This window comes from Serratia sp. NPDC087055 (genome assembly GCF_044900985.1).
GTDB lineage: Bacteria > Pseudomonadota > Gammaproteobacteria > Enterobacterales > Enterobacteriaceae > Serratia.
In genome coordinates this window covers 131,539-157,981 of the sequence record NZ_JBJDOG010000007.1, presented here as the reverse complement: position 1 = coordinate 157,981, position 26,443 = coordinate 131,539, and the positions used below count along the sequence as shown (strand labels likewise).

At 48.5% G+C, this 26,443-nt stretch carries 21 protein-coding genes, 1 tRNA gene and 2 pseudogenes; 16 read left to right on the top strand and 8 right to left on the bottom strand.

Annotated features, from left to right (window positions below; genetic code table 11):
* The first annotated feature begins 17 nt into the window (after positions 1–17).
* Complete coding sequence (gene creD, locus ACI2J2_RS22665; RefSeq protein WP_209639634.1) at positions 18–1,382, top strand: cell envelope integrity protein CreD; 1,365 nt, start codon at positions 18–20, stop codon at positions 1,380–1,382.
* A gap of 35 nt (positions 1,383–1,417) precedes the next feature.
* Here creD and fldB read toward each other — a convergent pair whose 3' ends face one another.
* Entirely contained in the window at positions 1,418–1,936 is a 519-nt protein-coding gene (gene fldB, locus ACI2J2_RS22660; RefSeq protein WP_265557021.1) for a flavodoxin FldB, read from the bottom strand.
* A 106-nt stretch (positions 1,937–2,042) separates the two neighbouring features.
* On the opposite strand from fldB, the gene xerD reads away from it, so the two are divergent.
* The 9 genes and pseudogenes from xerD to ACI2J2_RS22615 all read left to right on the top strand — a co-directional run bounded on the left by xerD (position 2,043) and on the right by ACI2J2_RS22615 (position 12,505).
* Positions 2,043–2,942 (top strand): site-specific tyrosine recombinase XerD, encoded by a 900-nt coding sequence (gene xerD / locus ACI2J2_RS22655; protein ID WP_209639639.1) that lies wholly within the window; start codon positions 2,043–2,045, stop codon positions 2,940–2,942.
* Between the two features lie 27 nt (positions 2,943–2,969).
* The gene (gene dsbC, locus ACI2J2_RS22650; protein ID WP_209639641.1) at positions 2,970–3,686 is read left to right on the top strand and encodes a bifunctional protein-disulfide isomerase/oxidoreductase DsbC; all 717 of its coding nucleotides are present in this window, start codon (positions 2,970–2,972) and stop codon (positions 3,684–3,686) included.
* 6 nt (positions 3,687–3,692) lie between these two features.
* Positions 3,693–5,426 carry a single-stranded-DNA-specific exonuclease RecJ gene (gene recJ / locus ACI2J2_RS22645; RefSeq protein ID WP_265557020.1) on the top strand — a complete coding sequence of 578 codons (1,734 nt, stop codon included), beginning with the start codon at positions 3,693–3,695 and terminating at the stop codon, positions 5,424–5,426.
* A 167-nt stretch (positions 5,427–5,593) separates the two neighbouring features.
* Positions 5,594–6,692, top strand: a protein-coding gene (gene prfB, locus ACI2J2_RS22640) for a peptide chain release factor 2 (RefSeq protein ID WP_115185178.1) whose coding sequence is annotated in 2 segments (ribosomal slippage) — positions 5,594–5,668 and positions 5,670–6,692 — 1,098 coding nt in all. Because the reading frame shifts where the segments join, the coding sequence is not laid out codon by codon here.
* A 9-nt stretch (positions 6,693–6,701) separates the two neighbouring features.
* Positions 6,702–8,219 carry a lysine--tRNA ligase gene (gene lysS, locus ACI2J2_RS22635; RefSeq protein ID WP_209639646.1) on the top strand — a complete coding sequence of 506 codons (1,518 nt, stop codon included), beginning with the start codon at positions 6,702–6,704 and terminating at the stop codon, positions 8,217–8,219.
* A 231-nt stretch (positions 8,220–8,450) separates the two neighbouring features.
* Positions 8,451–8,524 (top strand) — tRNA-Gly (locus ACI2J2_RS22630).
* Positions 8,525–9,002: 478 nt separating this feature from the next.
* Positions 9,003–9,329: a hypothetical protein gene (locus ACI2J2_RS22625; RefSeq protein ID WP_404760891.1), complete on the top strand. Its 327-nt coding sequence runs from the start codon at positions 9,003–9,005 to the stop codon at positions 9,327–9,329.
* Positions 9,330–9,989: 660 nt separating this feature from the next.
* Positions 9,990–11,102: pseudogene (locus ACI2J2_RS22620) on the top strand (IS3 family transposase).
* A gap of 302 nt (positions 11,103–11,404) precedes the next feature.
* The gene (locus tag ACI2J2_RS22615) at positions 11,405–12,505 is read left to right on the top strand and encodes a GTP pyrophosphokinase (RefSeq protein ID WP_404760890.1); all 1,101 of its coding nucleotides are present in this window, start codon (positions 11,405–11,407) and stop codon (positions 12,503–12,505) included.
* 46 nt (positions 12,506–12,551) lie between these two features.
* Here ACI2J2_RS22615 and ACI2J2_RS22610 read toward each other — a convergent pair whose 3' ends face one another.
* From ACI2J2_RS22610 to ACI2J2_RS22595, 4 genes and pseudogenes are all read right to left on the bottom strand, one after another.
* On the bottom strand, positions 12,552–12,863 hold the full coding sequence (locus ACI2J2_RS22610) for a hypothetical protein (RefSeq protein WP_404760889.1): 312 nt from the start codon (positions 12,861–12,863) through the stop codon (positions 12,552–12,554).
* A 125-nt stretch (positions 12,864–12,988) separates the two neighbouring features.
* Positions 12,989–13,510, bottom strand: a complete 522-nt coding sequence (locus tag ACI2J2_RS22605) for a hypothetical protein (protein ID WP_404760888.1) — start codon at positions 13,508–13,510, stop codon at positions 12,989–12,991.
* Positions 13,511–13,673: 163 nt separating this feature from the next.
* A pseudogene (locus tag ACI2J2_RS22600) lies at positions 13,674–14,805 on the bottom strand (IS3 family transposase).
* A gap of 722 nt (positions 14,806–15,527) precedes the next feature.
* A complete protein-coding gene (locus ACI2J2_RS22595; RefSeq protein WP_209639649.1) occupies positions 15,528–16,697 on the bottom strand; it encodes an MFS transporter in 1,170 nt (389 codons plus the stop codon).
* Positions 16,698–17,429: 732 nt separating this feature from the next.
* On the opposite strand from ACI2J2_RS22595, the gene ACI2J2_RS22590 reads away from it, so the two are divergent.
* The 4 genes from ACI2J2_RS22590 (at position 17,430) to ACI2J2_RS22575 (ending at position 21,462) form a co-directional block, all read left to right on the top strand.
* Positions 17,430–18,443 (top strand): TauD/TfdA family dioxygenase, encoded by a 1,014-nt coding sequence (locus ACI2J2_RS22590; protein ID WP_265556527.1) that lies wholly within the window; start codon positions 17,430–17,432, stop codon positions 18,441–18,443.
* A gap of 17 nt (positions 18,444–18,460) precedes the next feature.
* Complete coding sequence (locus tag ACI2J2_RS22585; RefSeq protein ID WP_209639655.1) at positions 18,461–19,684, top strand: aminotransferase class III-fold pyridoxal phosphate-dependent enzyme; 1,224 nt, start codon at positions 18,461–18,463, stop codon at positions 19,682–19,684.
* A gap of 149 nt (positions 19,685–19,833) precedes the next feature.
* Complete coding sequence (locus ACI2J2_RS22580; protein ID WP_209639658.1) at positions 19,834–20,376, top strand: NUDIX hydrolase; 543 nt, start codon at positions 19,834–19,836, stop codon at positions 20,374–20,376.
* 264 nt (positions 20,377–20,640) lie between these two features.
* Entirely contained in the window at positions 20,641–21,462 is an 822-nt protein-coding gene (locus tag ACI2J2_RS22575; protein WP_404760887.1) for an inositol monophosphatase family protein, read from the top strand.
* A gap of 200 nt (positions 21,463–21,662) precedes the next feature.
* On the opposite strand, the gene ACI2J2_RS22570 is transcribed toward ACI2J2_RS22575, so the two are convergent.
* Both ACI2J2_RS22570 and ACI2J2_RS22565 read right to left on the bottom strand, forming a co-directional pair.
* The gene (locus ACI2J2_RS22570; RefSeq protein WP_404760886.1) at positions 21,663–22,892 is read right to left on the bottom strand and encodes a cysteine desulfurase-like protein; all 1,230 of its coding nucleotides are present in this window, start codon (positions 22,890–22,892) and stop codon (positions 21,663–21,665) included.
* Positions 22,889–23,467, bottom strand: coding sequence for a 2OG-Fe dioxygenase family protein (locus ACI2J2_RS22565; protein WP_209639944.1), 579 nt, complete (start codon positions 23,465–23,467; stop codon positions 22,889–22,891). Before ACI2J2_RS22565 ends, ACI2J2_RS22570 begins: the two co-directional genes overlap by 4 nt.
* Positions 23,468–23,749: 282 nt before the next feature.
* On the opposite strand from ACI2J2_RS22565, the gene ACI2J2_RS22560 reads away from it, so the two are divergent.
* A complete protein-coding gene (locus ACI2J2_RS22560; protein WP_404760885.1) occupies positions 23,750–24,199 on the top strand; it encodes a GNAT family N-acetyltransferase in 450 nt (149 codons plus the stop codon).
* A gap of 142 nt (positions 24,200–24,341) precedes the next feature.
* Here the strand turns inward: ACI2J2_RS22560 and ACI2J2_RS22555 are convergent, their stop codons facing one another.
* A complete protein-coding gene (locus ACI2J2_RS22555; RefSeq protein ID WP_265556520.1) occupies positions 24,342–25,175 on the bottom strand; it encodes an oxidoreductase in 834 nt (277 codons plus the stop codon).
* Positions 25,176–25,336: 161 nt separating this feature from the next.
* On the opposite strand from ACI2J2_RS22555, the gene ACI2J2_RS22550 reads away from it, so the two are divergent.
* The gene (locus tag ACI2J2_RS22550) at positions 25,337–26,278 is read left to right on the top strand and encodes an AraC family transcriptional regulator (RefSeq protein ID WP_245210081.1); all 942 of its coding nucleotides are present in this window, start codon (positions 25,337–25,339) and stop codon (positions 26,276–26,278) included.
* Positions 26,279–26,443 lie beyond the last annotated feature (165 nt).

Below are 26,443 nucleotides of genomic sequence, written 5' to 3'. Positions count from 1 at the left end.
ACAAGGAGCGCGCGGCGATGATGAAATCGGTATTGTTTTGGAAGATAACCACTCTGCTGGGATTGATGATCTTAATGATCATTCCGGTGACACAGTTAATGAACGTGATTGAGGAACGCAGCGGTTACCGCCAGAGCGTAGTGGGGCAGGTCAGCGAAAGCACCAGCCGGGCACAGCGCATCTTGGGGCCGCTGATTGTCATTCCTTATAGCGAACGCGAAGAGAAGACGGATGACAAGGGGCAGAAAGTGGTGCAAATGGTCCGCCACCACCGTTACCTCCTGCCGGAGACGCTGCAGGTCAGCGGCAAACCGAATGTCGACGTGCGTAAGTTGGGCATCTACCAGACGCAAGTGTATCAAGGGCCGTTGAATTTTAAGGTGAAGTTTGGCCAGCCCGATCTGGCCGATTTGCAGCGCAGTAATGTGATTCTTGGCCAGCCGTTCTTGCTGGTATCACTGAGCGATTCACGCGGTATCAAAAGTATCTCACCGCTTATCGGCGCACAGACGCAGACAACCTTTGAGCCGGGTACTCAGGTCAGTGTGCTGCATCAAGGGGTTCACGCACCGCTGACGCTGAGCGAATTGCAGAAAACGGGGCTGGACGCTGAGTTTACCCTCACGCTGGCGGGTACCAGCAGTTTGTCATTGGTACCGCTTGGACGCAGCAGTGAATTGACACTGCAGAGTAATTGGCCGCATCCGAATTTCCTTGGCAACTTTTTGCCGGATGAACGTAAAGTGACGGAAAAAGGCTTCAGTGCTCGCTGGCGCAGCACCTGGTTTGCCAACAACATCAACAGCGCTTTCCATTACGACGACGAAATTCTCGGCGAAGAAAAATTGCCGACCTTCAGCACCAGCCTGATTGAACCGGTGGATCACTACCAACTGACCGAGCGCGCAGTGAAATATGCGGTGTTGTTTATCGGCCTGACGTTTATGGCGTTCTTCTTATTCGAAACCTTGACCGGTCTGCGAGTACACCCAATCCAGTATCTGTTGGTGGGGGCAGCATTAGTGCTTTTCTATCTGATCTTGTTGGCCTTTTCCGAGCATTTCGGTTTCGGCAAAGCCTATCTGTTGGCCAGCATTGCCTGCAGCGGGCTCATTGCCTTTTACCTCAGTGCGGTGCTGCGCGGCAGGCTACGCGGGGGGCTATTCGCCGTCAGTTTGTTGATGTTATACGGCGTGTTGTATCTGCTGCTGCAATCAGAAGATAACGCATTGGTACTCGGGGCCGGATTGTTGTTCGCAATTTTGGCGGGAATTATGCTGCTGACGCGTAAATTAGACTGGTATCAGGTGGCCGATCCGGCACGGTTGAGCGGTGAAACACCGGTTGATGAAGGGGAGAGCCGTTTCCGTTTATGGAAGTAAAGATGGCGTGGGCGCGGTTACCGCGCCCATTGGCATTACAGCAGCGGTTCCATTTCCAACAGGATTTGTTCACACCATTGTTGCAGACGCTCGTCACTCATGTCGTATTGGTTCACATCATCCAGCGCCAGGCCGACGAAGTGTTTGCCGTCAGCGCTTAGCGGTTTCGGGCTGGTAAATTCGAAGCCGTCAATCGGCCAGAAGCCGATAAACTGTACGCCGAGTGGGGCAATGTGATCGTGTAGCATACCGAGCGCATCGAGGAACCATTCGCCATAACCGAGTTGATCGCCCATGCCATACATGGCGACAATTTTCCCCTGCAAATCCAGCGTGGTCAGCTGTGGCCAGATCGCTTCCCAATCTTCCTGCAGTTCACCGAAGTCCCAGGTTGGTATCCCGAGGATCAGGATGGAATACGCTTCCATCAGTGTGGGGGAGACGTCTTTCAGGTTATGCAGGTCGACCAGGTCTTCACCCAGAATCTCACGGATTTTTTCTGCCGCCATCTCGGTGTAGCAGGTGCTGGAGCCGTAAAACAGACCAATCTTCATGTGTAAACCGTTATATTGCCGTAGGTAGAATTGCGTCGAGTATACCCGATTTGTACCGGTTTAAGGCATAATGCCTGTGGCATAAACGCAACAAAGGGAGGACCGCGTGCAACAGCAAGATCATGCATTGATTGAGCAATTCCTGGATGCGCTGTGGCTCGAACGCAATCTGGCAGAAAATACGCTGGCCTCTTATCGGCTGGATCTGCAAGCGCTGGTCGCCTGGCTGAACCAACAAAATACTCCCCTGTTACAGGCGCAAGCGTTGGATCTGCAGGCCTTTCTCGCGGAACGGGTCGAAGGGGGCTACAAGGCCACCAGTTCTGCGCGTTTGTTGAGCGCCATGCGTCGCCTGTTCCAATACCTGTACCGCGAAAACATGCGCACCGACGATCCCACAGCGCTGCTTGCCTCGCCGAAGTTGCCGCAACGGTTGCCGAAAGATCTGAGCGAAGCGCAGGTCGATGCGTTACTGCAGGCGCCCTGCGTGGACCAACCGCTGGAACTGCGTGACAAAGCGATGCTGGAAGTGCTGTATGCCACCGGTCTTCGTGTTTCTGAACTAGTTGGGTTGACCATCAGCGACGTCAGCCTGCGCCAAGGCGTGGTGCGCGTGATCGGTAAAGGTAACAAGGAACGACTGGTACCGCTGGGCGAAGAGGCGGTGTACTGGATAGAAAATTACCTGGAGCATGGGCGTCCGTGGATGGTGAACGGCCAGGCACTGGATGTTTTGTTCCCGAGCAACCGTTGTCAGCAAATGACTCGACAGACGTTCTGGCATCGCATCAAACACTATGCGATCCTAGCGGGCATTGACAGTGAGCGGCTGTCGCCACACGTGTTACGTCATGCATTTGCCACCCATTTGCTGAACCATGGTGCCGATCTCCGTGTCGTACAGATGTTATTGGGGCATAGCGACCTCTCAACAACACAAATTTATACGCATGTAGCGACAGAAAGACTCAAACAGCTACATCAACAGCACCACCCGCGTGCCTGACACGCCGGGTTCAAAAGGATTGGAAGAATGAAGAAAGGTTTAATGCTGCTCTCCCTGCTGGTGGCGTCTGTGACTGGCGCGGCCCATGCCGACGATGCGGCAATCCAAAAAGCACTCGGCAGCCTGGGTATTCAGCAGGCAGACGTACAGCCTTCACCGGTTAATGGGTTGAAAACCGTGCTGACCGATAGCGGCGTTCTGTACGTGACTGAAGACGGCAAACACATTCTGCAAGGCCCATTGTACGACGTGAGTGGCAAAGAGCCCGTGAACGTCACTAACCAGCTGCTGACCACCAAGCTGGAAGCGTTGAAAGATCAAATGATCGTTTACAAAGCGCCGAAGCAAAAACACGTGATCACGGTGTTTACCGACATCACTTGCGGCTATTGCCACAAGCTGCATCAACAGATGAAAGAGTATAACGATCTGGGCATTACCGTGCGTTATTTGGCCTTCCCGCGTCAGGGGCTGAATTCCCAGGCCGAGAAAGACATGCAATCAATCTGGTGTACCGCCGACAAAGCCAAGGCTTTTGACCTGGCAATGAAAGGCGACGCAGTTTCACCTGCCACCTGTAAAACCGACATCAGCAAACACTATGCGCTTGGCGTGCAGTTCGGTATTCAGGGTACCCCGGCCATCATCCTGGAAAACGGCATGATGATCCCTGGCTATCAGGGGCCGAAAGAGATGGCCGCTATGCTGGACGCGCACCAGACTGCAACCAAAACCGGTGGTTAATCGCCGGTGAGCATCAAAACACAACTACGCCGCCGTGCGGAGACGGGCGAGAGCCATTTACCTGCCAGCCTGCATCCGCTGCTGCGCCGTTTATACGCGTTGCGCGGCGTTCAGGCTGAGCAGGAGTTGGAACGCAGCGTCAAAGGTATGCTGCCTTGGCAGCAGTTGGACGGCATTGACGCCGCTGTTGGCATTCTGCAACAGGCGTTGGCCGATCATCGTCGCATTATGGTGGTGGGCGATTTCGATGCTGATGGTGCCACCAGTACCGCGCTGACAGTGCTGGCGCTACGCAGCATGGGGGGCAGTGCGGTCGATTACCTGGTACCGAACCGCTTCGAAGACGGCTACGGCCTGAGTCCCGAAGTCGTGGAACAGGCAGATGCACGTGGTGCGGAATTGATCTTGACCGTGGATAACGGCATTTCTTCCCATGCGGGCGTCGAAGTGGCACACGCCAAGGGCATGCAGGTGCTGGTGACCGATCACCACCTGCCGGGGGAAACCCTGCCGGCGGCGGAAGCGATCGTCAACCCAAACCTGCGCGGCTGCGCGTTCCCGTCCAAGTCTTTGGCGGGGGTGGGGGTGGCTTTCTATTTGATGCTGGCATTGCGTGCACGGCTGCGTGACAGCGGTTGGTTTGAACAACGCGCACTGGCGATGCCGAATCTGGCAGAGCTGTTGGATCTGGTAGCGCTCGGCACGGTTGCCGATGTGGTACCGCTCGACGCCAACAACCGCATTTTGGTGTATCAGGGCCTGAACCGTATTCGTGCCGGCAAGTGCCGGCCAGGTATCCGGGCACTGTTGGAAGTGGCTAACCGCGACGCGCGTCAATTGGCGGCGAGCGATCTCGGTTTTGCGTTGGGGCCGCGCCTCAATGCTGCCGGGCGTCTGGACGATATGTCGATCGGTGTGGCGTTGTTGCTGAGTGACGACATCGCGCAGGCTCGTATGTTGGCCAATGACCTCGATGCACTCAACCTGACACGACGTGAGATTGAACAGGGCATGCAGGTTGAAGCTCTGCAACTGTGTGACGAGCTTGAACGCAGCAGCACCACGTTGCCGTATGGGCTGGCGATGTATCACCCTGAGTGGCATCAGGGCGTGGTGGGCATTCTGGCATCGCGTATTAAAGAACGTTTTCACCGCCCGGTGATCGCGTTTGCGCCAGCGGGTGATGGCATACTGAAAGGTTCTGGGCGTTCGATAGCCGGTTTGCACATGCGGGATGCACTGGAACGGTTGGATACGCTGAATCCTGGGCTGATGATGAAGTTCGGTGGCCATGCGATGGCCGCTGGCCTGTCGCTTGAAGAGGCCAAGTTCGACGAGTTTCGCCAGCGCTTTGGTGAGCTGGTCGGCGAATGGCTCGATCCGGCAATGCTGGAAGGTGTGATCTGGTCTGACGGCGAATTGGCGATGCAGGAACTCTCACTGGAAACGGCTGAACTGCTACGTGAAGGCGGGCCTTGGGGGCAAGCATTCCCTGAGCCGACGTTTGACGGGACATTCCGCATTTTGCAGCAGCGGTTAGTGGGTGAGAAACACTTGAAGCTGATGGTTGAACCGATCGGCGGCGGCCCGCTGCTCGACGGTATCGCTTTCAATGTAGATACCACCCTGTGGCCGGACAGCAGCGTGCGTGAAGTGGAACTGGCATACAAACTGGACGTTAACGAGTTCCGCGGTAACCGCAACGTGCAGTTACTGATCCAACACCTCTGGCCACGTTAATTTACGGCGGCCTTAATCCGGGGTTTGCTCTGCCAAACCCCGGCATGTTTTCTTCCCCCCACAAAAACTAGCCAACTCGCTATAAACTGACGGCTGGATCCGCTAGAATTACCGGTTCTAATGGCATTTCGCCATCGACGCCATCAACGAAAAAGAACGCTAAAAACATGTTTGAAATTAACCCGGTAAAAAACCGAATTCAGGACCTGTCCGCGCGGACTGCCGTTCTTAGGGGGTATCTTTGACTATGATGCCAAGAAAGAACGCCTAGAAGAAGTTAACGCCGAGCTGGAACAGCCTGACGTTTGGAACGAACCTGAGCGCGCACAGGCGCTGGGTAAAGAGCGCGCTGCGCTCGAAGCCATTGTTGAAACCATCGATCAACTGGTACAGGGCGGCGAAGACGTCACTGGTCTGTTGGAATTGGCGATCGAAGCCGACGATGAAGAAACCTTTAACGAAGCGGTCGTTGAGCTTGATCAACTGTCTGCCAAGCTCGAGCAATTAGAATTTCGTCGTATGTTCTCTGGTGAATACGACAGTGCTGATTGCTACCTGGATATTCAGGCTGGCTCCGGCGGTACAGAGGCTCAGGACTGGGCCAGCATGTTGCTGCGCATGTACCTGCGCTGGGCTGAAGCCAAAGGCTTCAAGACCGAAGTGATTGAAGAGTCCGACGGCGACGTGGCAGGGCTGAAATCCGCCACCATCAAGATCATCGGCGACTACGCGTTCGGCTGGTTGCGTACTGAAACCGGCGTACATCGCCTGGTGCGCAAGAGCCCGTTCGATTCCGGCGGCCGTCGTCATACTTCGTTCAGTTCGGTGTTTATCTACCCGGAAGTGGACGATGATATTGATATCGACATCAACCCGGCGGACCTGCGTATCGACGTTTACCGCGCCTCGGGGGCGGGTGGTCAGCACGTGAACAAAACTGAGTCGGCGGTGCGTATTACCCACTTACCGACCAACATCGTAGTGCAGTGTCAGAACGACCGTTCTCAGCATAAGAACAAGGATCAAGCGTTTAAACAGCTGCGAGCCAAGCTGTACGAGTTTGAGATGCAAAAGAAAAATGCTGATAAACAGATGATGGAAGACAACAAGTCCGATATCGGTTGGGGTAGCCAAATCCGTTCTTACGTGTTGGATGACTCCCGTATCAAGGATTTGCGCACTAACGTTGAAACGCGCAACACGCAGGCCGTATTAGATGGCGACCTGGATAAATTCATTGAGGCAAGTTTGAAAGCCGGGTTATAAGGAACAGAAATGTCTGAGCAACAACCACAAGGCGCCGATCAGGCGCTGGATCTCAATAACGAGTTGCAGTCACGCCGTGAGAAATTGGCCGCGCTGCGCGAGAACGGCATTGCGTTCCCGAATGATTTCCGTCGTGACACCACGTCCGACAAGCTGCACGCTGCATACGGCGATAAAGACAATGAAGAGCTGGAAGCGCTGGGTGTAGAAGTCACCGTTGCCGGCCGTATGATGACCCGCCGTATCATGGGTAAAGCGTCATTCGTTACGCTGCAGGACGTTGGTGGCCGTATCCAGCTGTACGTCGCGCGCGACGATCTGGCGGAAGGCGTTTATAACGAAGAATTCAAGAAGTGGGATCTGGGTGACATCCTGGGTGCGCGCGGCAAGCTGTTCAAAACCAAGACCGGCGAATTGTCTATCCACTGTACCGAACTGCGTCTGCTGACCAAAGCCCTGCGCCCGTTGCCGGACAAGTTCCACGGTCTGGCGGATCAGGAAACCCGCTATCGCCAGCGTTACCTGGATTTGATCGCTAATGAAGAGTCGCGCAAGACGTTCAAGGTGCGTTCTCAGATCATGGCGGCAATGCGTAACTTCATGGTAGAACGCGGCTTCATGGAAGTCGAAACGCCTATGATGCAGGTGATCCCGGGTGGGGCTTCTGCGCGTCCATTCGTTACTCACCACAATGCGCTGGACATTGATATGTACCTGCGTATTGCACCAGAGCTGTACCTGAAGCGTCTGGTTGTTGGTGGCTTCGAGCGCGTATTCGAAATCAACCGTAACTTCCGTAACGAAGGCGTGTCTCCGCGTCATAACCCAGAGTTCACCATGATGGAACTCTATATGGCTTACGCGGATTACAAAGACCTGATTGAACTGACCGAGTCACTGTTCCGCACCCTGACCCAGAACGTGCTGGGCAATACTCAGGTGCAGTACGGTGATGAAGTGTTCGACTTCGGCAAGCCGTTTGCGAAGCTGACCATGACCGAGGCGATCAAAAAGTATCGTCCTGAGACCGATCTGGCCGATCTGGCCGATATGGGTAAAGCGGTTGCGATTGCCGAATCCATCGGTATCAAGGTTGAGAAGAGCTGGGGCCTGGGCCGTGTAGTGACCGAGATCTTCGAAGAAGTGGCGGAAAGCCATCTGATTCAGCCGACCTTCATCACGGAATATCCGGCAGAGGTTTCACCGCTGGCGCGCCGTAATGACGTTAACCCAGAAATCACTGACCGCTTCGAGTTCTTCATCGGTGGCCGCGAAATCGGTAACGGCTTCTCCGAGCTGAATGATGCGGAAGACCAGGCGCAGCGTTTTGCTGACCAGGCTAATGCGAAAGACGCTGGCGATGACGAAGCGATGTTCTACGACGAAGACTACGTGACTGCGCTGGAGCACGGCCTGCCGCCGACCGCGGGTCTGGGTATCGGTATCGACCGTATGGTCATGCTGTTCACCAACAGCCACACCATTCGTGATGTGATCCTGTTCCCGGCAATGCGCCCACAGAAATAAGGCCATATACCGAAGAGATTTCAAACCGCAGGAAGGTATAGCCAACACCCCTGCGGATTGAAAGACAAAGGGTATTAATATCAGCCGGTACAGGTCACTGTGCCGGTTTTTTTTCGCCTGATGGGGGAGGAGAGAGGAAAGCTACGCTAACTGCCTAAAACATCAGCAGTTACATGCTATCTCCGCTTGCCCAGCGGGGATAACCGGTTATAATGGCAGCCGCACACCGATGCGGGTGTAGTTCAATGGTAGAACGGCAGCTTCCCAAGCTGCATACGAGGGTTCGATTCCCTTCACCCGCTCCATGTCTCTTTTAGCTACACTATCCAGCTAAAATAGCCCTCTACAGAGGCGTTGCCTCTCTGATAGCTACCATTGAACTACACGCTAACCTGTCGCGACACGGTGTGTTGATTGGTTAGAGATCATACCCTCTTGCTGGCCGTAGTTCCACGTCTCAAACTGCGATAATCCAACTTGATAGACGATGCCGCCAATCACGGCTTAAAACCTCTCTAAAGCTCACAGCAAGGCGCATTTAAGCCCGATGTCAGTTTTCGTCCCTGTACACGATATGCAGGCTCTGCCAGCGTTTCAGCCACGCTTCCCTCAGGGGATACACGGTTATCCTGATAAGACCTCGCTCTGAGTAGATCACTGATGCTGTCGCTAACGCTCTGCTTTGCGTGATACCACCAACGGGGCTTTATGGCTTCTATTGTTTTTTGAAAGGCTTAGGCTAAGGTTATACCTTGCCCATGCATATAGTTAGGAGTAAATAAAATGGAAAAAATACGCTTTAAAGCTTCAGTACAGTATGACGATTGGAAAGGTAGTGTTGCAGCGGATGGCGCAGATCAGGAGGATTTTAGCGACCTTCTGAGAGCTAAAGGTATTCTCAAGGAAGGGGAGGTTGTTAAGGGTATTTCCTTTTACTCAGGGGGACGTTTCCTGAGCGTTTCAGCATTTATTACTGACGAAGAGTATGGTTTACGTAAAGAGCACATTGATATAACTCTCGAAGAGTTTTTCAAAACATTCAAACGCTTTTCAATCAAGATGTCCCGGCATGGGGAATTTGACGATCAGGAAATTGAGTTCAAAGAATAAGGAGGCAAGGCTAATGAGTTTTTATTTTGACGAAAATGGTGCTGCTATTGGATACTAGGTAGAAGGTCGTTGGCTCATCAAAGGGGACTATTTGCAAGTTGAACATGGCCCAAATATACCCGGTGGCCTATATAAAATCACAGACGATAAAGTAAAGTTCCCACTTGACTCCAAGGAGCATGAGGGCGTGATTGACACTGAAAATCTAACCTTCATTGTGTGTGGCGTTAAGCATAAGATGTTGAAGAAAAAAGAATCCGTGGGATCTTTAATTGCTGCCGCGCTCTCAGTCCTACCGCCCATCGGACATGGGCACATTTTAGTCTAAACGATAGTTTTACAGCTTCTCTCGTCTGGCAGCAAAGCGGCGGTAGAATTAAGATTACATGACTATCAGAAATAACAGGTGTCCCTATGAGTCAAGGTTTTGAATTTGTGACTGGATGCTTTGCATGTGTCTCTCTAGAGTCCAATTATTTTACAGTGATGCTGAGGGGAAACCTTCCAGACGATACTCCGGCCGCTGTTGATGCAGACAATATTGGATCAATTCTGAAGGAAGTGAGCAAGTCGATCCCTATTGTAAGTATCCCTGTAAAACGGCCCATTCACTTTTAGAGATCTTCCGACATACTGATTATGTCCCCTGAGGAGATCGCTATGCGTAAGATCCGATTCATTGAACACCAGATCATCGCCGTATTGAAGTCCGTCGAAGCCGGACGTACCGTTAAGGATGTGTGCCGTGAGGCCGCTATTTTTCGGAAGCCAGCTATTACAACTGGAAGGCAAAGTATGGCGGGATGGAAGCGGCCGATATTAAAAAAATCAAAGATCTGGAAGACGAGAATCGGAGGCTTAAACTGATGTTTGCTGATCTCAGCCTTGAATGCCGCGCACTTAAAGACGTCATCGAAAAAAGCTTTAAAACCAGCGATAAAGCGTGAACTCGTCAGCTATCTGACGGCACAATTTGCCATGAGTTTACCCTAGGCCTGCAGGACGTTATCGCTGAGCAGGACAGTGTATTTTTATCAGCCTGATGCCCGGCGTGATGAACCGGTGATCCATGCGCTGACTGAACTGGCAGGGCGCTATTCGCGCTACGGTTTTAAGAAGCTGTTCCATCTGCTGCGCAGGCAGGGCAATACCTGGAACCATAAACGTGTTCACCGGATTTATTGCCTGCTGAAACTGAATTCTCGTCGCAAGGGAAAACAGCGGCTGCCAGTGCGTAATCCAGCACCACTGGCGACGCCGCAAGCGCTAAACCAGAGCTGGTCCATCGATTTTATGCACGACGCGCTGGTCTGCGGCAGGTGCTTCCGGACCTTCTATGTGGTGGATGATTTTAACCGTGAAGCACTGGCGATAGAAATCGACCTGAATATCCCGGCTCAGCGAGTCATCCGGGTGCTGGACAGGATCGTGGCAAACCGCGGCTACCCGCTGAAAATGCGAATGGACAACGGGCCAGAACTGGTCTCGCTGGCGCTGGCACAATGGGCCGAAGAACATGGCGTACAGCTCGAATTTATCAAGCCGGGTAAGCTTACACAAAATGCTTTTATCGAACGATTCAACCGGACATACTGGACAGAAATCCTGGATTTTTACCTGTTCAGAACACTGAATGAAGCACGGGAAATTACCGAGCGCTGGCTGATGGAATATAACAACGAGCGGCCTCATGAATCCCTGAATAGCCTGACGCCGGAAGAGTACCGGTTGATGGCTGAAAAACCGGAAATCTCAAAAAGTGCGTGGAACTAAAACAGGTGTGCTTACATAGTTACTGCCAGTGGATGCCTCAAATTTCTGTCAGATGAATATTCAGAGGGTGCGGATATCGCGGTAATCTCTAAAGCACTGGGGCCAATTCGCTAGCGTCCACGTTGCACTACATCGGAACCACACAAGCTAAGGTTGATAACTTTGCTGATAAGTATTCATTGAAAGATCCCTTGTAACATACGATAATGTCGTTGATATATATAATTTAAATGCCTTTTAATATGGAAGGGCTGTATAAAAATAACAATATTAATTAAGCAAGAATATCTCTAGGAGTTGACATGGGAAATGATGTGTATGAAAGTCAAAAATGCATCCTGAAACATTCTAAATCTCAAATAGATAAAGCCGCTCAAAGTATACGGCATGGATGTGTTGGTGAGGATAAGGATATAGCGATTGCGATGATTCAAAATTTCAGAGAGTTACATTTATATCCTCTGATGTTGATGAAAAATCATTTAGCAAGGACTTCTGCAAGGGTTGATAAGAAAATACTGGTTGCAAGACGTTTGAAAAGACTCTCTACCATAATAGATAAACTTGAAAGACCCAGTCTAGATAATGGGAAAACTGATAACACCATAAAAATAACTAGAATGCAAGATATAGGTGGGTGTCGAGCGATTGTCAAGAATATAGAACAATTAAAATCCTTACATGAGAAGCTTAAAAAAAGCAGGTCTACTCACAAGATTATAAGAGAAGCTGATTACTTAACCCCAAAACAAAGTGGTTATGGTGGAGTGCATTTGGTATATAGTTGTTTCGATGATAATGATGATAAATACCCTTGGCGAAAAACAAAAATTGAAATACAACTCCGTACCGAACTACAACATGCATGGGCTACTAGTCTTGAGATTATTGACACATTAGAGAATATAAAACTTAAAACATCTAACGAAGGACATGAAGAATGGCGTAGATTTTTCTACATTTGTGGATGCTTGGTGGCGCACGATGAGAAAGCTTGCCTATTAACATCTGAACAAGTGACTGCTTATGAAGAAGAACTTAAGGCGTTAGAGGAGATCTTATCGGTTAGGAAAAAACTTGGAACCTATGTAACAGCCTTGAATATAACTACCGATGCACGTTTAAAGAAACAATTACCCAAAAATTACCGTGGTCATTATCTCGTTACAATGCAGTATGTTGATGAAAAAAAAAGGAAATTCACCGTTTCTGTAGAGCCTTTTCGAATTAGCCAGGCTGAAGAAGCGCTTGACGCGTTGAATAGGGATGATGCCAATCCTGATATTTTGATCGCGGTATTACTTGCAGCTGATAATCTAAGATCATTGAAAAATGCATATCCTAACTACTTCGGTTCAACTACCCAATTTACACGATTTTTAACAAGGCATATAAAATTATAATCTTAGATGAGCCCAAAAGGCTCACCTATATTTATATGACGCAGAGTTATCTTTGGCTATATTTATCAATTACGTCGCTAAGCTTAATTTTATAATTTAACGTACCGTCCTTAGTGCTAGTATCACTAATTCTTATCTCGTCACCGATGCCATTATTTAGTAACTCTTTTGATAATGTAGAATAAACAAGGTCATACGCTTTTCCTCCCAATCCTCTAGGGGTGGCAATGACAGCGGGCCGGTTAGTTATTCCTTCATAAAAATCTTTTATTAGAACTCCAACTTCACCTTGGTTGCGATGTTCAATTATTTCTAAAGTCTTTTCTGTACCATGTTCTGTGTAAGTAAAGGTAATCATGTTCTTATCCTTAATTCGTTTTTAAATATTTAGTAACTAAGTAAAATATAGAGTCTGCCCATGAGGTCATTCATTGTATGAAATGATAACCCAAATAAAATGAGCAGAAACTCGACAATCTATTTTTACCGTAAGTTGTCGAGTATTTCTAGGAACAAAGGTTGGAAATTGTGCCTTTCGGGCAAGGATTCACCAAGGTCAGGGTCGGTAAACGTCCCCATAATGATCTCTGCGTAGTAATCGGCATCATTGCTGATGAATTGATTGAGTTGCTCATTAAAGGAACTTCTGAAATTTGGTAAAATCAACAGTTCTAGCTTCTGTCCTATGACCCGAACTTGTTTGTAGCATTGTTTGTCATACGATTCCAGATGTATAGCAAGTAGAGCAGCCTCTTTACTCTCGATATCGCTAGACATTAGATTATAGGCATATTTAAAAAGTACGTCGTCAATCAGGCGCATCTCATCTTGAAACTCCAAGATTAGGCTCAAAACCTTATCTCTACGCCACTCATTTTGTGATTTTGTTCTACTGACACTGTTGTTATAGAAAGCTACACTGGTAGCGACGATACCTGCGATAGCCGCCCCAATGAGGCCCCCACCAATTGGCCCTAAAGCATTAAGAAATCCTTGAGTATCCATACAGTACCATGTTGAGGATTGCAGTGTGAATTATTGTACCGTAATGGAAGTGATCAGTGGATGGACATTGTTAGAATTTTGCCATGAACGCCATTGTTCTGATGACTATCACCTATAGTGGTCAACACAAACTGGCCACGGTTTTAGAGTTTCTCCAGAACAATCATTCTGATTCATTCGGCGTCAAACCACCATTATATTGATGAGGTCTGAGCTGGCTGTAATATCCAGTTATGTAATTCGCTATCGCTGTGCTGGCTTCGCTAAAATTAGTGTATCCATTATCCGGCACCCATTCTGTTTTCAGACTTCTAAAAAACGTTCCATCGGGCTGTTATCCCAGCAATTCCCCCGGCGACTCAGGCTTTGCTTCATCTGATATCGCCACAGTAACTGTCTGAAATTCCTGCTGGTATAGTGGTTACCCTGGTCCGAGTGATACAGTAAATTAGCGGGCTTTCCTCGTGCTTCCCAGGCCATGGACAGCGCTTTCGCTGTCAGTACAGAGTCAGGGAAAAATGACATCGCCCAACCAACCGGTTTACGGGAAAACAAATCAAGCACAACGGCTAAATAAGCCCAACGTTTACCCGCCCAGATATAAGTCACATCGCCACACCAGACCTGATTAGGCTTCGTTACTGCAAACTGGCGTTCAAGATAATTGGGGATTTCTACGTGTTCCTTAGACGCCTTCTTATATCGATGTCTAGGCTGCTGACAGCTGATGAGATTCAGTTCTTTCATCAGCTTTGTTGCCCGCCAGCGACTCAGTTTTACGCCTTTAGTTGTGACCATCGCGGCAATATTACGTGCACCTGCGGAGCCATTGCTTCCGCGATAGCTTTTCACGAACAAGACTGAGTAATACCACGCGTGTCGCATCAGGCTTCTTTGGCTGCCACCAGTATTTATAGCTGCTGTGATGAACCCCAAACACATTGCACACAACGGCAACGAGAAACCGCACTCTGAGTTTCTCAACTAATGAGAACTGTTCAGGGAGTCGGACATCAAGAGTGCGGTAGCCTTTTTAATATATATCGTTATATTTCAACGCGTTGATGTCTTTTCTTCAGCTCGTGTATTTCAATCTGCTCAGGTGTCATGGGTGACGCTATGGGTGATTTTCCCGCTCACTCTTCTTTCAGCTGGCGGACTCATTTATCCATCGTGGATTTACCGACATTCATTGCGGTGGCAGCGGTGGCAACGGTGTAATGCTGATCGAGTACAAGCTGGGCAGCTTCGAGACGAAACTCGGGGCTAAAATTGCGTCTGTTACGTTCAGTCATAATGTCACCTGTTTTTGACTATGAGGCGGTGATATCACCTCTATTCAGGTGGACAAATTAACTATGCCACTACAGGATCATGCCCAAGCTGCGGGTTATCAGCACTGATCAGTGGCGTAGGTAAACTAATCGCTGTTCTTTTTAGCTGTGTTCCAGTTAGATAATGAAGGGCGGCTATGCCTCGCTGAACACGGATTTCAGGTGTATTAGGCTTAAGATGATTCTGATTTTGTTGAACTCAATGATCATGTGGTCACGAAAATCACGCGCCTGCAGTAAGTCACGTGTTCCCGTGCTTTTCCTGAACGCACGTTTCCCCTCGCAGATTGCTCGCATATACGTAGGGACAAATACTTGAAAGATCCAAATACCGTCCCTGTTTTGGTATAGGTATTGATTGCCCTTGGTCGCCATGATTCTGTTCCTGTATTCTCACAGGATCAGTTACATGAAAAGTACAATGTATAGATGGAGTAACGGCAGCTTCCCAAGCTGTATACGAGAGTTCTATTCCCTTCACCCGCTCCAATCCAATCTGTTCCTTAAGTCTCTTTCGCTAACAACCCAAAAGTCATGACGTATTTGAACGTGTGTATGCCCACAACCGTATTGCGGGGAAGAGCTTCTGTGGTAGCGCTGTTTGGTATTATTACGCCTTCATATTGCTATGAAGGCGTTTTAGGGGACTCGACGGTGGGATATGCCTGGCAGGGCGGGAGCGTTTACTCCTGGAGACATTCCCGCTGGTTGGGTACAGAGACCAGCACGATGGTGTTAGCGATGCTGGAAAACAGTAACAGGAAAATCAGCATATTCACTGCGCTCACGCCCAGCATCCCCATTATCCAGATATAACCTGCCGAGAACGCGATCTGGCAAATGGCCAGCACGGAACTTGCCAAACCGGCATTTTGCTTAAACGGATTCAAGGCTTGGCTCATCAATATCCCGAAGCCCATAGCAAAACCGACACCGATCATGGCGAACCCGACGAGGTTTAAATAAGCATTCAGGCCCAGGGCTTGTGTGAGTGCAAAGATAACAGCACAGGTTAAAAATAGCGCTTGTGATAATAGCAGGAGCGTTTTTTGCCCAAATTTTGACAGGAGATAGGGCGTTAAAAATGAAGTGGCCATGCTAAAGCCAGCCAGCCCTGTCATTGATATTGAATACTGCCCTGTAGACAACCCCATCTGCCCCATTAATATGATTGGCGAGGTGTTTACATAGGTCAAAATTGCAGTGATAGACAAACAGGTAATAAATAGTCGGCTGATGAATAATGTTGATAATAAACTTTCGCCACTGATTATTTTACTGTTCGGCTGCGTCTCTTTATTATTATGGTAGGTTTCATCTAACCAGAATATACAGACTAAACATGAAATCCCAGCGAAGATGGCCATACCGGTGAAGAGGCTTGGCCATTCAAAGCTCATTAACAGTAAATACCCCAGAACCGGTGCAATAACAGGAACGATGCAAGTAATACCATTAATTACTGACAACACTTTTGAGCGTTTATCATCGTCCAGGGTATCTCTAAGAATGGCAAAGGTGACAACATAGCAGAAGCCGGCACCCACGCCTTGCCAAAATCGTGCAAAAAGAAATTGTTCGGCAGAAACCGTCAACGCGGCTCCGTATGACGCGCAGACAAAAATCAACGCACCCAATAATGCGATGGGTTTCCGGCCGAATCGGTCGGATACCAGTCCTGCGATAATCATGGTCGATGCCATGCCGGCCAAATAAATAGAAAAAGCAGTATGAAGGTCAACGGCAGAGGCATTTAAGTCTTTGGCAATGTCGGGTAAGCCAACAAGGTATAAGTCCACGCCCAGGGGGTAAATTAGCACTAACATAAAGCAACATGCGAGGTATTTGAACATACTGACTTCCTGCAGATTTCAGATCATAAAGTGATAAAAACGCCTAATCAACACAAACACATGCTCAAAAAGTATTTGCACAGAATGTCGCACATACCTTATGTATCAGTCGTTACGATGGCCGCTGCGCTTGTCAGGCATCACATAAGATAAGTTACTTATTTTATCTTAATAATAGCCTTTTTCTTTGAAGATTAACGCTTAATGACGCTGAGCATGGTTCCAATTCATAGATAGATCAAGGTTTTTTTAAGTGATCGTGAATATATATAACAAGCAAATAATGTTTATTGTTATAGTTGCTATTTAAAATAAAAAAAATAACTTTACATTAAGTTGCGCGTTTGTATACTTTGTTCGGAATTTGTAACATAAAGTAATGGGTTGTTTGGTTTTTATTGTCCGTTATTGAATAAGCACTTGTAATGACAACACGGATAGTGACTGTAATAAATTGATAGGGAGTGTTATTCCCCCATGTATCCATTTTTCATACCATATGCATGTTTTTAAATTTTTGACATGCGCACTTCAAGATACAGCTTTTATACACCTATCAGTAATGATCTGTCATCGCATGAAAAATTGAAATTAAATATGACGTGTCCTGGGTTTTTACAGCGTATATCAAATTACTTTGATATTGAGTGTAATAGTAATATACGAAATTATTTTGTTATTAACTAACCTCAAAGGAGATAATGTGTGAGGCATTTATCACGGAATGTTAAGTTGTCATCACTGGGACTATCAATTGATTTATCTGATTTTAATCTTAAAGACATTATCACTAAAAATAAATTCACCCTTTACAATCAAGAGATTAGTCCATATATCGTTAAAAGTATCGCTGAGGAAAATATTCGCAAACAGTTAGCCAATGATGTTGATGTTTACTCTGAGCTATCGTGGTTCTCAGAACGGCAGAAATATGGCTATCTATTAATGAGGAATTGTTTTTCAACCGATAAATTACCGCCGACGCCTTGCAATGATGAAGCACCCGATGCGAGTTTATGGATTGAACCAGCGTCAACGCTAATGGCTATGTTAGGTGTCACAGGTCATACCGTGTCCTCTTATCTTAATGAAATGCAAGGCAGATTGGCGCATATGGTTATGCCCGCCAAGAATAATGAGAAATCGTGGTCTCGCTCTACAAAGTCCCTTTCCCCGCATACAGAAGTCGTCAATGGCCATTGGTCAGAAATGCTTCCTGATGACACAAGAAATCAAGTGATTGCCCCCGAGGTTTTTGCCTTGGCCTGCCTAAGAAACCCGATTCAGGCAGCGACAACGGTTTGGTCACTGGATGATATTTTGAATAACTTAAGTTATTCAACGATAGAGCAGCTGATGAAGCCTGAATATATCGCCAGTAGCCAGTCCAGCTTTGATGTTGATTCAAAAATAGAAAATATCAGTGTGATTGGGGATATCAATGGTCGACTGGTCATAAGATACAGCCATTCTAAGCTTGTCGGGATCAATGACGAAGCAAATGAAGCATTGGAAAAACTAAAAACACACCTGTCCGATCCGAAATACATCAACAGAGTTGTCCTACAGCCCGGTGATGTTCTTATCATAAATAACAGGATTGCTTTGCATGGCAGAGATAACCTTTCAAGTTCTGCAAATTATGATGGCAACGATCGCTGGTTAATTAGAATGTATGGTTTTTCACATAACTCGTGGAAAAAGCTAAAACACCTTCCAGAAAAACAACATATTGCTTCGGCTTGAAAACAAGGATGATAGGCATGATTTCACCATTAGTTGGCAGCGACAGACTTTTAGACTCACATGGGCAACCTATTCAGTTTAGAAAGGGGAAAGGGTATCGCATAGAGGACAGTAACGGAAATCAGTACCTGGATTTTGTTTTGGGTATCGGGCCGGTTATTCTTGGTCACAGTCATCCAGAATTTAACAGAAGGCTGACTGACGCCTTAAGCTTGGGGTTGTCGTTCCCAGGATTTGGAGAGGTACATAGCCAGGTATCAGACGTATTTGAAAACGTTTATGTCGGCTATAACGTTGTCTCTTTATTTAAAACCAGCTCCGAGGCAGTAACGGCTGCATTTAGATGTGCGATGATGCAAACAGAGCGAAAAAAAATCGTACGATGTGGTTTTTTGGGATGGCATGATGCCCAACTCTATATGTCGCCGAGCTGGCATGAAGCATTGGGCAGTGAGAAAAGAAACGATTTACGCTATTTGAATGGCATGCGCGGCGTCAGCGGTGAAGAGGCTGTTTTCAACTGGGTTAATGGCGACCTGACTGAGCTAGAACACATCTTGCAAGAACATGGAAATGATATTGCCATATTCGCATTGGACGTATACCAGCTGGCTTTCTTCTCAGAAGAGAAGATTAAAGCGGCAATCGCCATGTGCAAGAACTATGGCGTGAAGTTGTTATTAGACGAGACCAAGACTGCGGGGAGAACGAACCCGGGTGGCTATCTGGCGAATAACGCCTCTTTCGATCCTGATTACGTGGTTTTAGGTAAGGCGATCGGTAACGGTTTGCCCCTTGCAATCCTTATGGGTAAGCCTGATAGCATTGCTGTCTACCGTGAAGCCCGTATTGGCGGTACTCACACCAAAGAAATACTTTCCCCTCATGCCGCAATTGCTGTAGCAGAGATTATGGGGGAGTGTGACGGTTATAACCTGGTTTCCCAAGCGGGCAAGGCTATCGTCGCGACGCTCAACTTGGCACTTAAAGAAGCGGGTGCAGATAATTATGTGAACGCCAAGGCGCTTTTCGACAATGCTTTGTTTGACTTGGTCTTTAGTCAAGAGATCGTCAACAATTATGCGTTAAGAAGCCGTTTCAAGGCTGAGCTTTTAAAGAATGGCTTATTGATTATGGAAGGGCATAACTCCTTCGTTAGCCTTGCACACTGTGATCTAAACCATGACGAGTTGTTTAGTTTAACTTATGCAGCAGCGAAAAGTTGGGTAGCAGCGATGTAGCCTATGGCGCAAACAGCACATTGGGGTGGTATCGGGTGTTTTTTGATGCTGCACACCTCACCCTTTCACGGATTTAAAATATTGCCACGTGATGTGCATGAGTATTTTATTGGTTTCATTATTTTATAATGCAAAGTGAGTATAACGTCATGAAAAATGAAATATCCAGTTTGTTAGAAGGCTATAAAACAAGCTATGCGAAAGAAGAAGAACATAAATGCAATATGCTGAATATTCTTCGTGAGCAAGATAATGTCTTCTATGAAGAGTCAAAGCAGGGGCACTTCACTGCCTCCGCATGGGTGCTCAATCATGATAAAACGAAAGTGCTCTTGACGCTTCACGCCAAGCTAAATCGATGGTTTCAGTTAGGTGGGCACATCGAACCGACTGATTTGTCGTTTTTAGATGCTTGCTTGAGAGAAGCGCAAGAAGAAAGTGGTATCCAAAGTATTAGTGCAGACGACGCTTTCGTCATTGATGTTGACATACATAAAATACCGGAAAACCCTAAAGCCTCTGCGCATCTCCATTATGATATAACCCTGTGTTTTGTTGCAGGCCAGAATGCTGAAATCAGTATGTCCAAAGAATCAAAAAAATTGGAATGGATCCCGGTTAATAAGGTTAAAGATATCACCGACGATCTTGCTGTTATCCGCATGGCAGAAAAAACGCTGCAATTGTTTTAATTGTTATCGTTAGTGAAAGAAGGGGGCTTTGACATGTCGCGGAAGCACAGCTGTTATGTAAGCAGCCGAGGGCTTTTTAACACCTTTGCGGGGTGTTTTTCGCGGCATGTTCAATGTACCTCTTGTGGGGATGCCGTCGGGGCATGTGTTAATATTAACGGCTTGACGTGACGGCCCCAAATGTCTCAATGGAGGCGCTGCTATAAAATCCATTGTGGGGTTCGTTATCTTGAATTTTAAGTATGATTGATGTGGATATTAACAATGAACAAAATGGAACTCAGTGGCTTATTGCAAAACGTTAAAGAGATTGCTTTATCTTCCTTCTCCATTATTGAAAGCAGAAAAAATGAAGTAACATTTTTCGAAAAGAAAGACTTGAGCATTGTTAGTGAAGCAGATATTGAAACTGAAAAATATATCCGGGATAGCTTGCAGGCTCTGACCCCGCACATTCCTGTTTATGGTGAAGAACTGGGTTGTGACATTGCCGATGACTGCCAATTATATTGGCTTATCGACCCTATTGATGGCACCACATGGTACAAATTAGGCATGCCAGTATACGGTTCCCTGATTGCGCTAATCCAAAACGGTGAACCTATACTCGGCTCTATTGGGTTACCCGCAATAAATACGTTGGTATATGCAGGAAAAGATCTGGGGTGCTTTATGAGCGCCGGAAAAAACAGTGCCAGGCAGTTGTTGAGTGAGCCAGCTCAAACCGCGCCAATAGGTGTAGAGCAAGCGACCATAACCTCCTCAGGGATGCATGGCACTTCCACATGGATTGAGAATGGCGATACGCCATGGCATCTGATTTCTGTTCTTGAGAGAGCAAAATTGTTTAAATTTTCCGCGGATTGTATCCAACACGTCTCAGTATTAAATGGGGCGTCAGATGCGGCTATTGATACCATAATGAAACCCTGGGATAGCGCGGCTATCATCATTTGCGCCAGAGAGGCAGGCTTAACCGTCATGGATCTCAATGGCAATCAGCACGGGATATTAAAAAGCGGTAACTTATTAACCGCCAAAAGCGAGCATTTAGCCAAATCGCTGGTTCAGTTATTAACGCCTTGATGATGAGCCACTCGGTTTATAGTTGGTCAACGAATACAGCAGGTGCCGTGCCGTAAAGGCCTTGAGTTTGTGCTCGCGCCTATCTCATCGTAAAAAGCCCCTGTTCTCGCAGGGGCTTTTTACTGACACTACGTGGGTGATGTGGATTTTGGTGATTCTGCTGCCCATTACCCAGAAGTCTCTTTGCGTATGATGCTCCGCTACCTTTCGCTGGCGAGCACTTCAAACAGCATGTCAATTTCTTGCTGGGTATTGTAATGCATCATCCCGACGCGCAGCACGCCGCCGCAGTCCTGCAGCCCCAACTGTTGAATTAAACCCAGCGCATAGAAGTGCCCGCTGCCGACGCAGATATTGTGTTGGCCTAAGCGGCGAGCAACCTGTTCCGGGGTATGTTCCTTGAAGGTTAACGCAAAGGTCGGCGTGCGGCGCTGGGTATCCGCGGAAGGTGATCCATAGAGTTGGATACTGTCTATGTGCTGCAAACGCTGCAAAAAGTACCGGCACAGGCTCTCTTCATGTTGGTGATAACCGGCAAAGCTTTCTTGCAAGCGCTGCCTGAGTGGGGCCCCTGGCGTGCCCCATTGTGCCAGGTAGTCGATGGCTGCCGTCACGCCGGCGAGCCCTTCGAAGCTCTGTGTCCCCGTTTCAAAACGCCCTGGCCCGATGTCGGTGGCCGGCTCGACTTTATACGGCTGCAGACGCTGCAACCACTGGGGTGCGATATAGGCCATGCCGATATGCGGCCCGAAGAATTTATAGGCGGAACAGACTAAAAAGTCACAGCCAAGCGCTTGCACATCGATCAGGTTATGCGGAGCGTAGTGCACGGCGTCGACATACACCTGTGCGCCGACACGGTGGGCGGCGTCGGTAATGGTTTTAATGTCGGCGATGCTGCCGGTAACGTTGGACGCATAGCTGACGGCCACGAGTCTGGTCTTGGCGGTGATGCTTTCACACAGCCGGGCCACGTTCAACGAGCAATCCGCGCGCTCCAGCGGTATTTGATGCACCTTGACCTGTTTGTCGGCTGCCGCCTGCTGCCAGCTGGAGACGTTGGCGTAGTGATCTAACGCAGTGACGATAATCTCATCGCCGGCTTGCCAGTTACGGCTAATGATACGGCTGAGGTGGAACGTCAGCGAGGTCATGTTCATGCCAAAAACGACATTGTCGGGCGACGGCGCATTTAAAAAGGCACGTACCGATTCCCGTGCCTGGTTCATGACTTCGGTCGTCTTATGGCTGGAGAAATAGTGTCCGCCCAAATTGGCGTTATATTTCCCCAGATAATCCGTCATTTTTTCCAGCACGGCTTGCGAAACCTGAGATCCCCCTGGCCCATCGAAAAAGATCGCGGGTTTATCATCATAACGCTGGGATAGCGCACTAAATTGGGCTCGGGCGAGTTCGGGCGAAAAAGTCATGCTTTTTCTCCCCGAGCTGTCAGGACAAAGAGATCAAGATATCCTTCTTCTTCCGGGACGATGGTGCTGATCGGCGTAGCGTTATGCCATAGTTTACTGTCCGCCAGTAAAACGGCTTCGCCATCCGCCAGGGCTTTTTTAAAGAACGGCGGCTGGTGACTATCGGCGTATAGCATGATTTCGCCGCCGACAATGTTTTGCCTGTGGATAGCGATCATCGCGATATGGTCAAAACCATCTTGATGAATACCTTCCGGCGCTACCTGCGTTTCGTTATGAATGGCGACAACGCGCATCTGGTGAATTTCAATTTCGGCTCCTTCTGGCAGATCGTTGCTTTCTGCAAACAGATTACACATTTCCTCCAGCCCGGCGCTTTGCAGCACGGCACTGTCAATCGGCTCGAAGCGGCGTACCACGTTGCCCTGAAAATGGTTGATCTCATCAGACTGAACGAAATTGCGCGGTCCAATCTCGCTCACATGGCCATTGGCGTGCTTGACGACCGAATAGCGTCGTAAGCGGTACTTGCCGTCAGCGTGTTGTGTGTGGGGCAATGAAGAAAACGAGGGCATTAATTGTCGGGTGGCTTGATGGCTAAGTACAGTCATACTTATTACGTTTTCGTGTTTCTGCAACATAATCACCTCTAATATGAATAAATATTGTTTTTGTAGGGAGGTATTTCGATTGAATTGTAGTCGACACTATAGCCAGCGCAATTTTTAGTCGGTGCCGATCGCGGCCCTGCTGTTGCAGCTGTAAACCGCGGTGAACACAAGATGGGTATAATCAAAGAACAAGGGACGCCGAATGACGAGCTCAGCTTCACAAAATGATAAATTTGAGACGGTTATATGATTGAGATACGTGAGATAGATCGCGAAAATGTTTTTGATGTTTGTGAACTGACGTCGAACAAAGATGGTGTCGGGACATTATTTGAAGCGTTTATTTGCTGCAATGCGATCTCCATTTCTGAGGCGGCTTATTTTCCTGAATGCCACCCCAGAGCGCTGTACCGTGACGGGGAGTTAATCGGTTTTTTCCTGTACAAACGCTGGGCGAATCAACTGACCGATGCTGAGATCTGTCGCTATATGCTCGACCACAAATTTATCGGCCAGGGGCTGGGCCGCGCTTCCTTTGAGGCAATGCTGAGCTACTTCAAAAAGAACGGCGTTAAGCATGTAACGCTGATGATTGATGAACACAACCTGGTTGCGCAAAAAATGTATCTCTCTTTTGGGTTCACCTTTACCGGCAAAGTCGACAAGGATGAACATTACTACAGCCTGAACATCTAGTGCGCTGTCATCTGGTGCCCTCACAACGCTCGCTCGACACGCGGATGGCAGCAACGGCATCGCCCCACCCAGTCAGCACCTACTGCCGGCAATACCGGCAGTAAGACTAATGCTGGTCCTTTATAAGGTAGGGAGAGGGGTATTAGCCATCGGTTGAGCGACTGACGGCTTCCCAGGCATTGATATCAGTGTTCATCTGATGCAGTTTTTCTCTGACATACATGACGGCGTCGCTGCCAAGCAGCAATGATGCCGGTGGCGCAGGGCTATCGAGGAGTTGCAGAATGGCTTTGGCGGCCTTAAACGGATCGCCAGGTTGATGGCCACTGCGTTTTTCACGTGTCTCACGAATCGGCCCAAAACTCTGATCGTAATCACTGATGCTACGTGGTGAGCGCACCATTGAACGCCCAGCCCAGTCTGTCCGGAAAGATCCTGGTTGAATCGCGGTGACCGCAATATTAAAGGGTTTAAGCTCTTTGGTCAGGGTTTCGGAGATACCTTGCAAGGCGAATTTGCTGCCACAATAGTAGCTGATCCCCGGTAAGGTAATGAATCCACCCATTGAGGTAATATTGATAATATGGCCAGCGCGGCGTGTGCGGAAATAGGGCAGAAAAGCCTTAATAACGGCTATTGCACCAAACACGTTGACCTCAAATTGGTGAATGGCGTCACTGATGGGGGACTCCTCCATTATTCCTTCATGGCCATAGCCGGCATTATTTACCAGCACGTCAACGGCGCCAATCTCTTGTTCTACATCGGCAACCAGCGGACCGACGTCGGTAAAATTCGTGACATCAAGGATCCGACCGAAACAGCGGCCAGGTGCCAGAGCGTCGAATTCATCTTTGGCTTGCTGGTTGCGCAGTGTTCCTACTACGCGGTGACCTGCTTCCAGTGCTGCTTCTGCCAGTGCACGGCCAAAGCCGCTGCTGACGCCGGTGATAAAAAATAATTTTGATGAATGCATGACGTTATCCTCGGTAAGGGGGACAAGCAGCATAGGGCGGGTAGGGCAAAATCCGTAGCCATGATCCTCTCTGATGTTTGCCTATTCCTCTGAGCTCGCTGGACGCCCCCGTTATTGAGTGTCAAACTTACATTCCCTTCTACGTCGCTTTGCAGGTGTGTATGGCAATTTCTTCTTCTGGGGTTACCGGCCAGATGATCGCGCTGTTGGATAGGCTGACACCGCGCGAAGGCTACAACCTCACGGCTTTGGCTGACGTACGTTTTTTGCGTTCCAACCGTCCGTTGCTGCGCACGCCGGTATTATATGAGCCGGGGATCGTCATTGTTGTGCAGGGAAGAAAACGCGGCTTCTTGGGAAAGGATGTCTATTTATATGATGCACAACATTACCTGATGGTATCCATTCCTGTGCCGTTTACGATGGAAACGGATGCCAGTGCTTCAGAGCCTATGCTGGCTATTTATATGCGATTGGACTTCACCGTCGCGGCCGATCTGCTGTTGCACCTTGCCGATCGTGGGCAGAGCGTCAGCGCACCGCCTCGGAGTATGGTGTCGAGTCCGATGGATGATGCCATGAGCCATTCAGTTTTACGTTTCCTGCAGGTGATGGCGTCACCACTGGATGCCGAAATATTGGGGCAGGCGATGGTGCGGGAGATCTATTACCGTGTTCTGACGGGCGCTCAGGGGCAAACACTCCGCAGTGCACTGACCATGCAGGGGCAGTTTGGGAAAGTGGCTAAGGCGTTGCGCAAGCTGCATGCGGAATATGACTCGTATCTTGATGTGAATGCACTGGCAAAAGAGGCGGGTATGAGCCTTGCCACTTTTCATAGCCATTTTAAAACCATTACTGAGACATCCCCCATGCAATACCTTAAGTCCACGCGATTGCATCAGGCCAGATTGCTGATGTTGCGGAATAATCTCACCGCTTCAGCGGCAAGTGCACGGGTCGGGTATGAAAGCGTTTCGCAATTCAGCCGTGAATTTAAGCGTTTGTTCGGGTTAACGCCGATCGGTGAAGTGGCTCGAATGAAACAGAACTTCTCATTGCCTGCACCGGTTACGCCTTCTGATTTTATTTCTTCTCACTGATTAGCTTGTGCGGATACGTCGTGTTTATCTTCGCTAATATCTTATCGATGAGATTATGGCGGAGCGCCTCTTTGCCGCGTGAGCGTATAACGCTCACGATATTGCGATTAAAATACCGATAATGCTTATTATTGCAACCCAAAACCATTTAGAGGTTTTTTCCGG

Coding starts and splice junctions, on each gene's coding strand:
- creD (WP_209639634.1), top strand. CDS start 18: ATGATGAAATCGGTATTGTTTTGGAAGATAACCACTCTGCTGGGATTG.
- fldB (WP_265557021.1), bottom strand. CDS start 1,936: ATGAAGATTGGTCTGTTTTACGGCTCCAGCACCTGCTACACCGAGATG.
- dsbC (WP_209639641.1), top strand. CDS start 2,970: ATGAAGAAAGGTTTAATGCTGCTCTCCCTGCTGGTGGCGTCTGTGACT.
- lysS (WP_209639646.1), top strand. CDS start 6,702: ATGTCTGAGCAACAACCACAAGGCGCCGATCAGGCGCTGGATCTCAAT.
- ACI2J2_RS22625 (WP_404760891.1), top strand. CDS start 9,003: ATGGAAAAAATACGCTTTAAAGCTTCAGTACAGTATGACGATTGGAAA.
- ACI2J2_RS22615 (WP_404760890.1), top strand. CDS start 11,405: ATGGGAAATGATGTGTATGAAAGTCAAAAATGCATCCTGAAACATTCT.
- ACI2J2_RS22610 (WP_404760889.1), bottom strand. CDS start 12,863: ATGATTACCTTTACTTACACAGAACATGGTACAGAAAAGACTTTAGAA.
- ACI2J2_RS22605 (WP_404760888.1), bottom strand. CDS start 13,510: ATGGATACTCAAGGATTTCTTAATGCTTTAGGGCCAATTGGTGGGGGC.
- ACI2J2_RS22595 (WP_209639649.1), bottom strand. CDS start 16,697: ATGTTCAAATACCTCGCATGTTGCTTTATGTTAGTGCTAATTTACCCC.
- ACI2J2_RS22585 (WP_209639655.1), top strand. CDS start 18,461: ATGATTTCACCATTAGTTGGCAGCGACAGACTTTTAGACTCACATGGG.
- ACI2J2_RS22580 (WP_209639658.1), top strand. CDS start 19,834: ATGAAAAATGAAATATCCAGTTTGTTAGAAGGCTATAAAACAAGCTAT.
- ACI2J2_RS22575 (WP_404760887.1), top strand. CDS start 20,641: ATGAACAAAATGGAACTCAGTGGCTTATTGCAAAACGTTAAAGAGATT.
- ACI2J2_RS22570 (WP_404760886.1), bottom strand. CDS start 22,892: ATGACTTTTTCGCCCGAACTCGCCCGAGCCCAATTTAGTGCGCTATCC.
- ACI2J2_RS22565 (WP_209639944.1), bottom strand. CDS start 23,467: ATGCCCTCGTTTTCTTCATTGCCCCACACACAACACGCTGACGGCAAG.
- ACI2J2_RS22560 (WP_404760885.1), top strand. CDS start 23,750: ATGATTGAGATACGTGAGATAGATCGCGAAAATGTTTTTGATGTTTGT.
- ACI2J2_RS22555 (WP_265556520.1), bottom strand. CDS start 25,175: ATGCATTCATCAAAATTATTTTTTATCACCGGCGTCAGCAGCGGCTTT.
- ACI2J2_RS22550 (WP_245210081.1), top strand. CDS start 25,337: ATGGCAATTTCTTCTTCTGGGGTTACCGGCCAGATGATCGCGCTGTTG.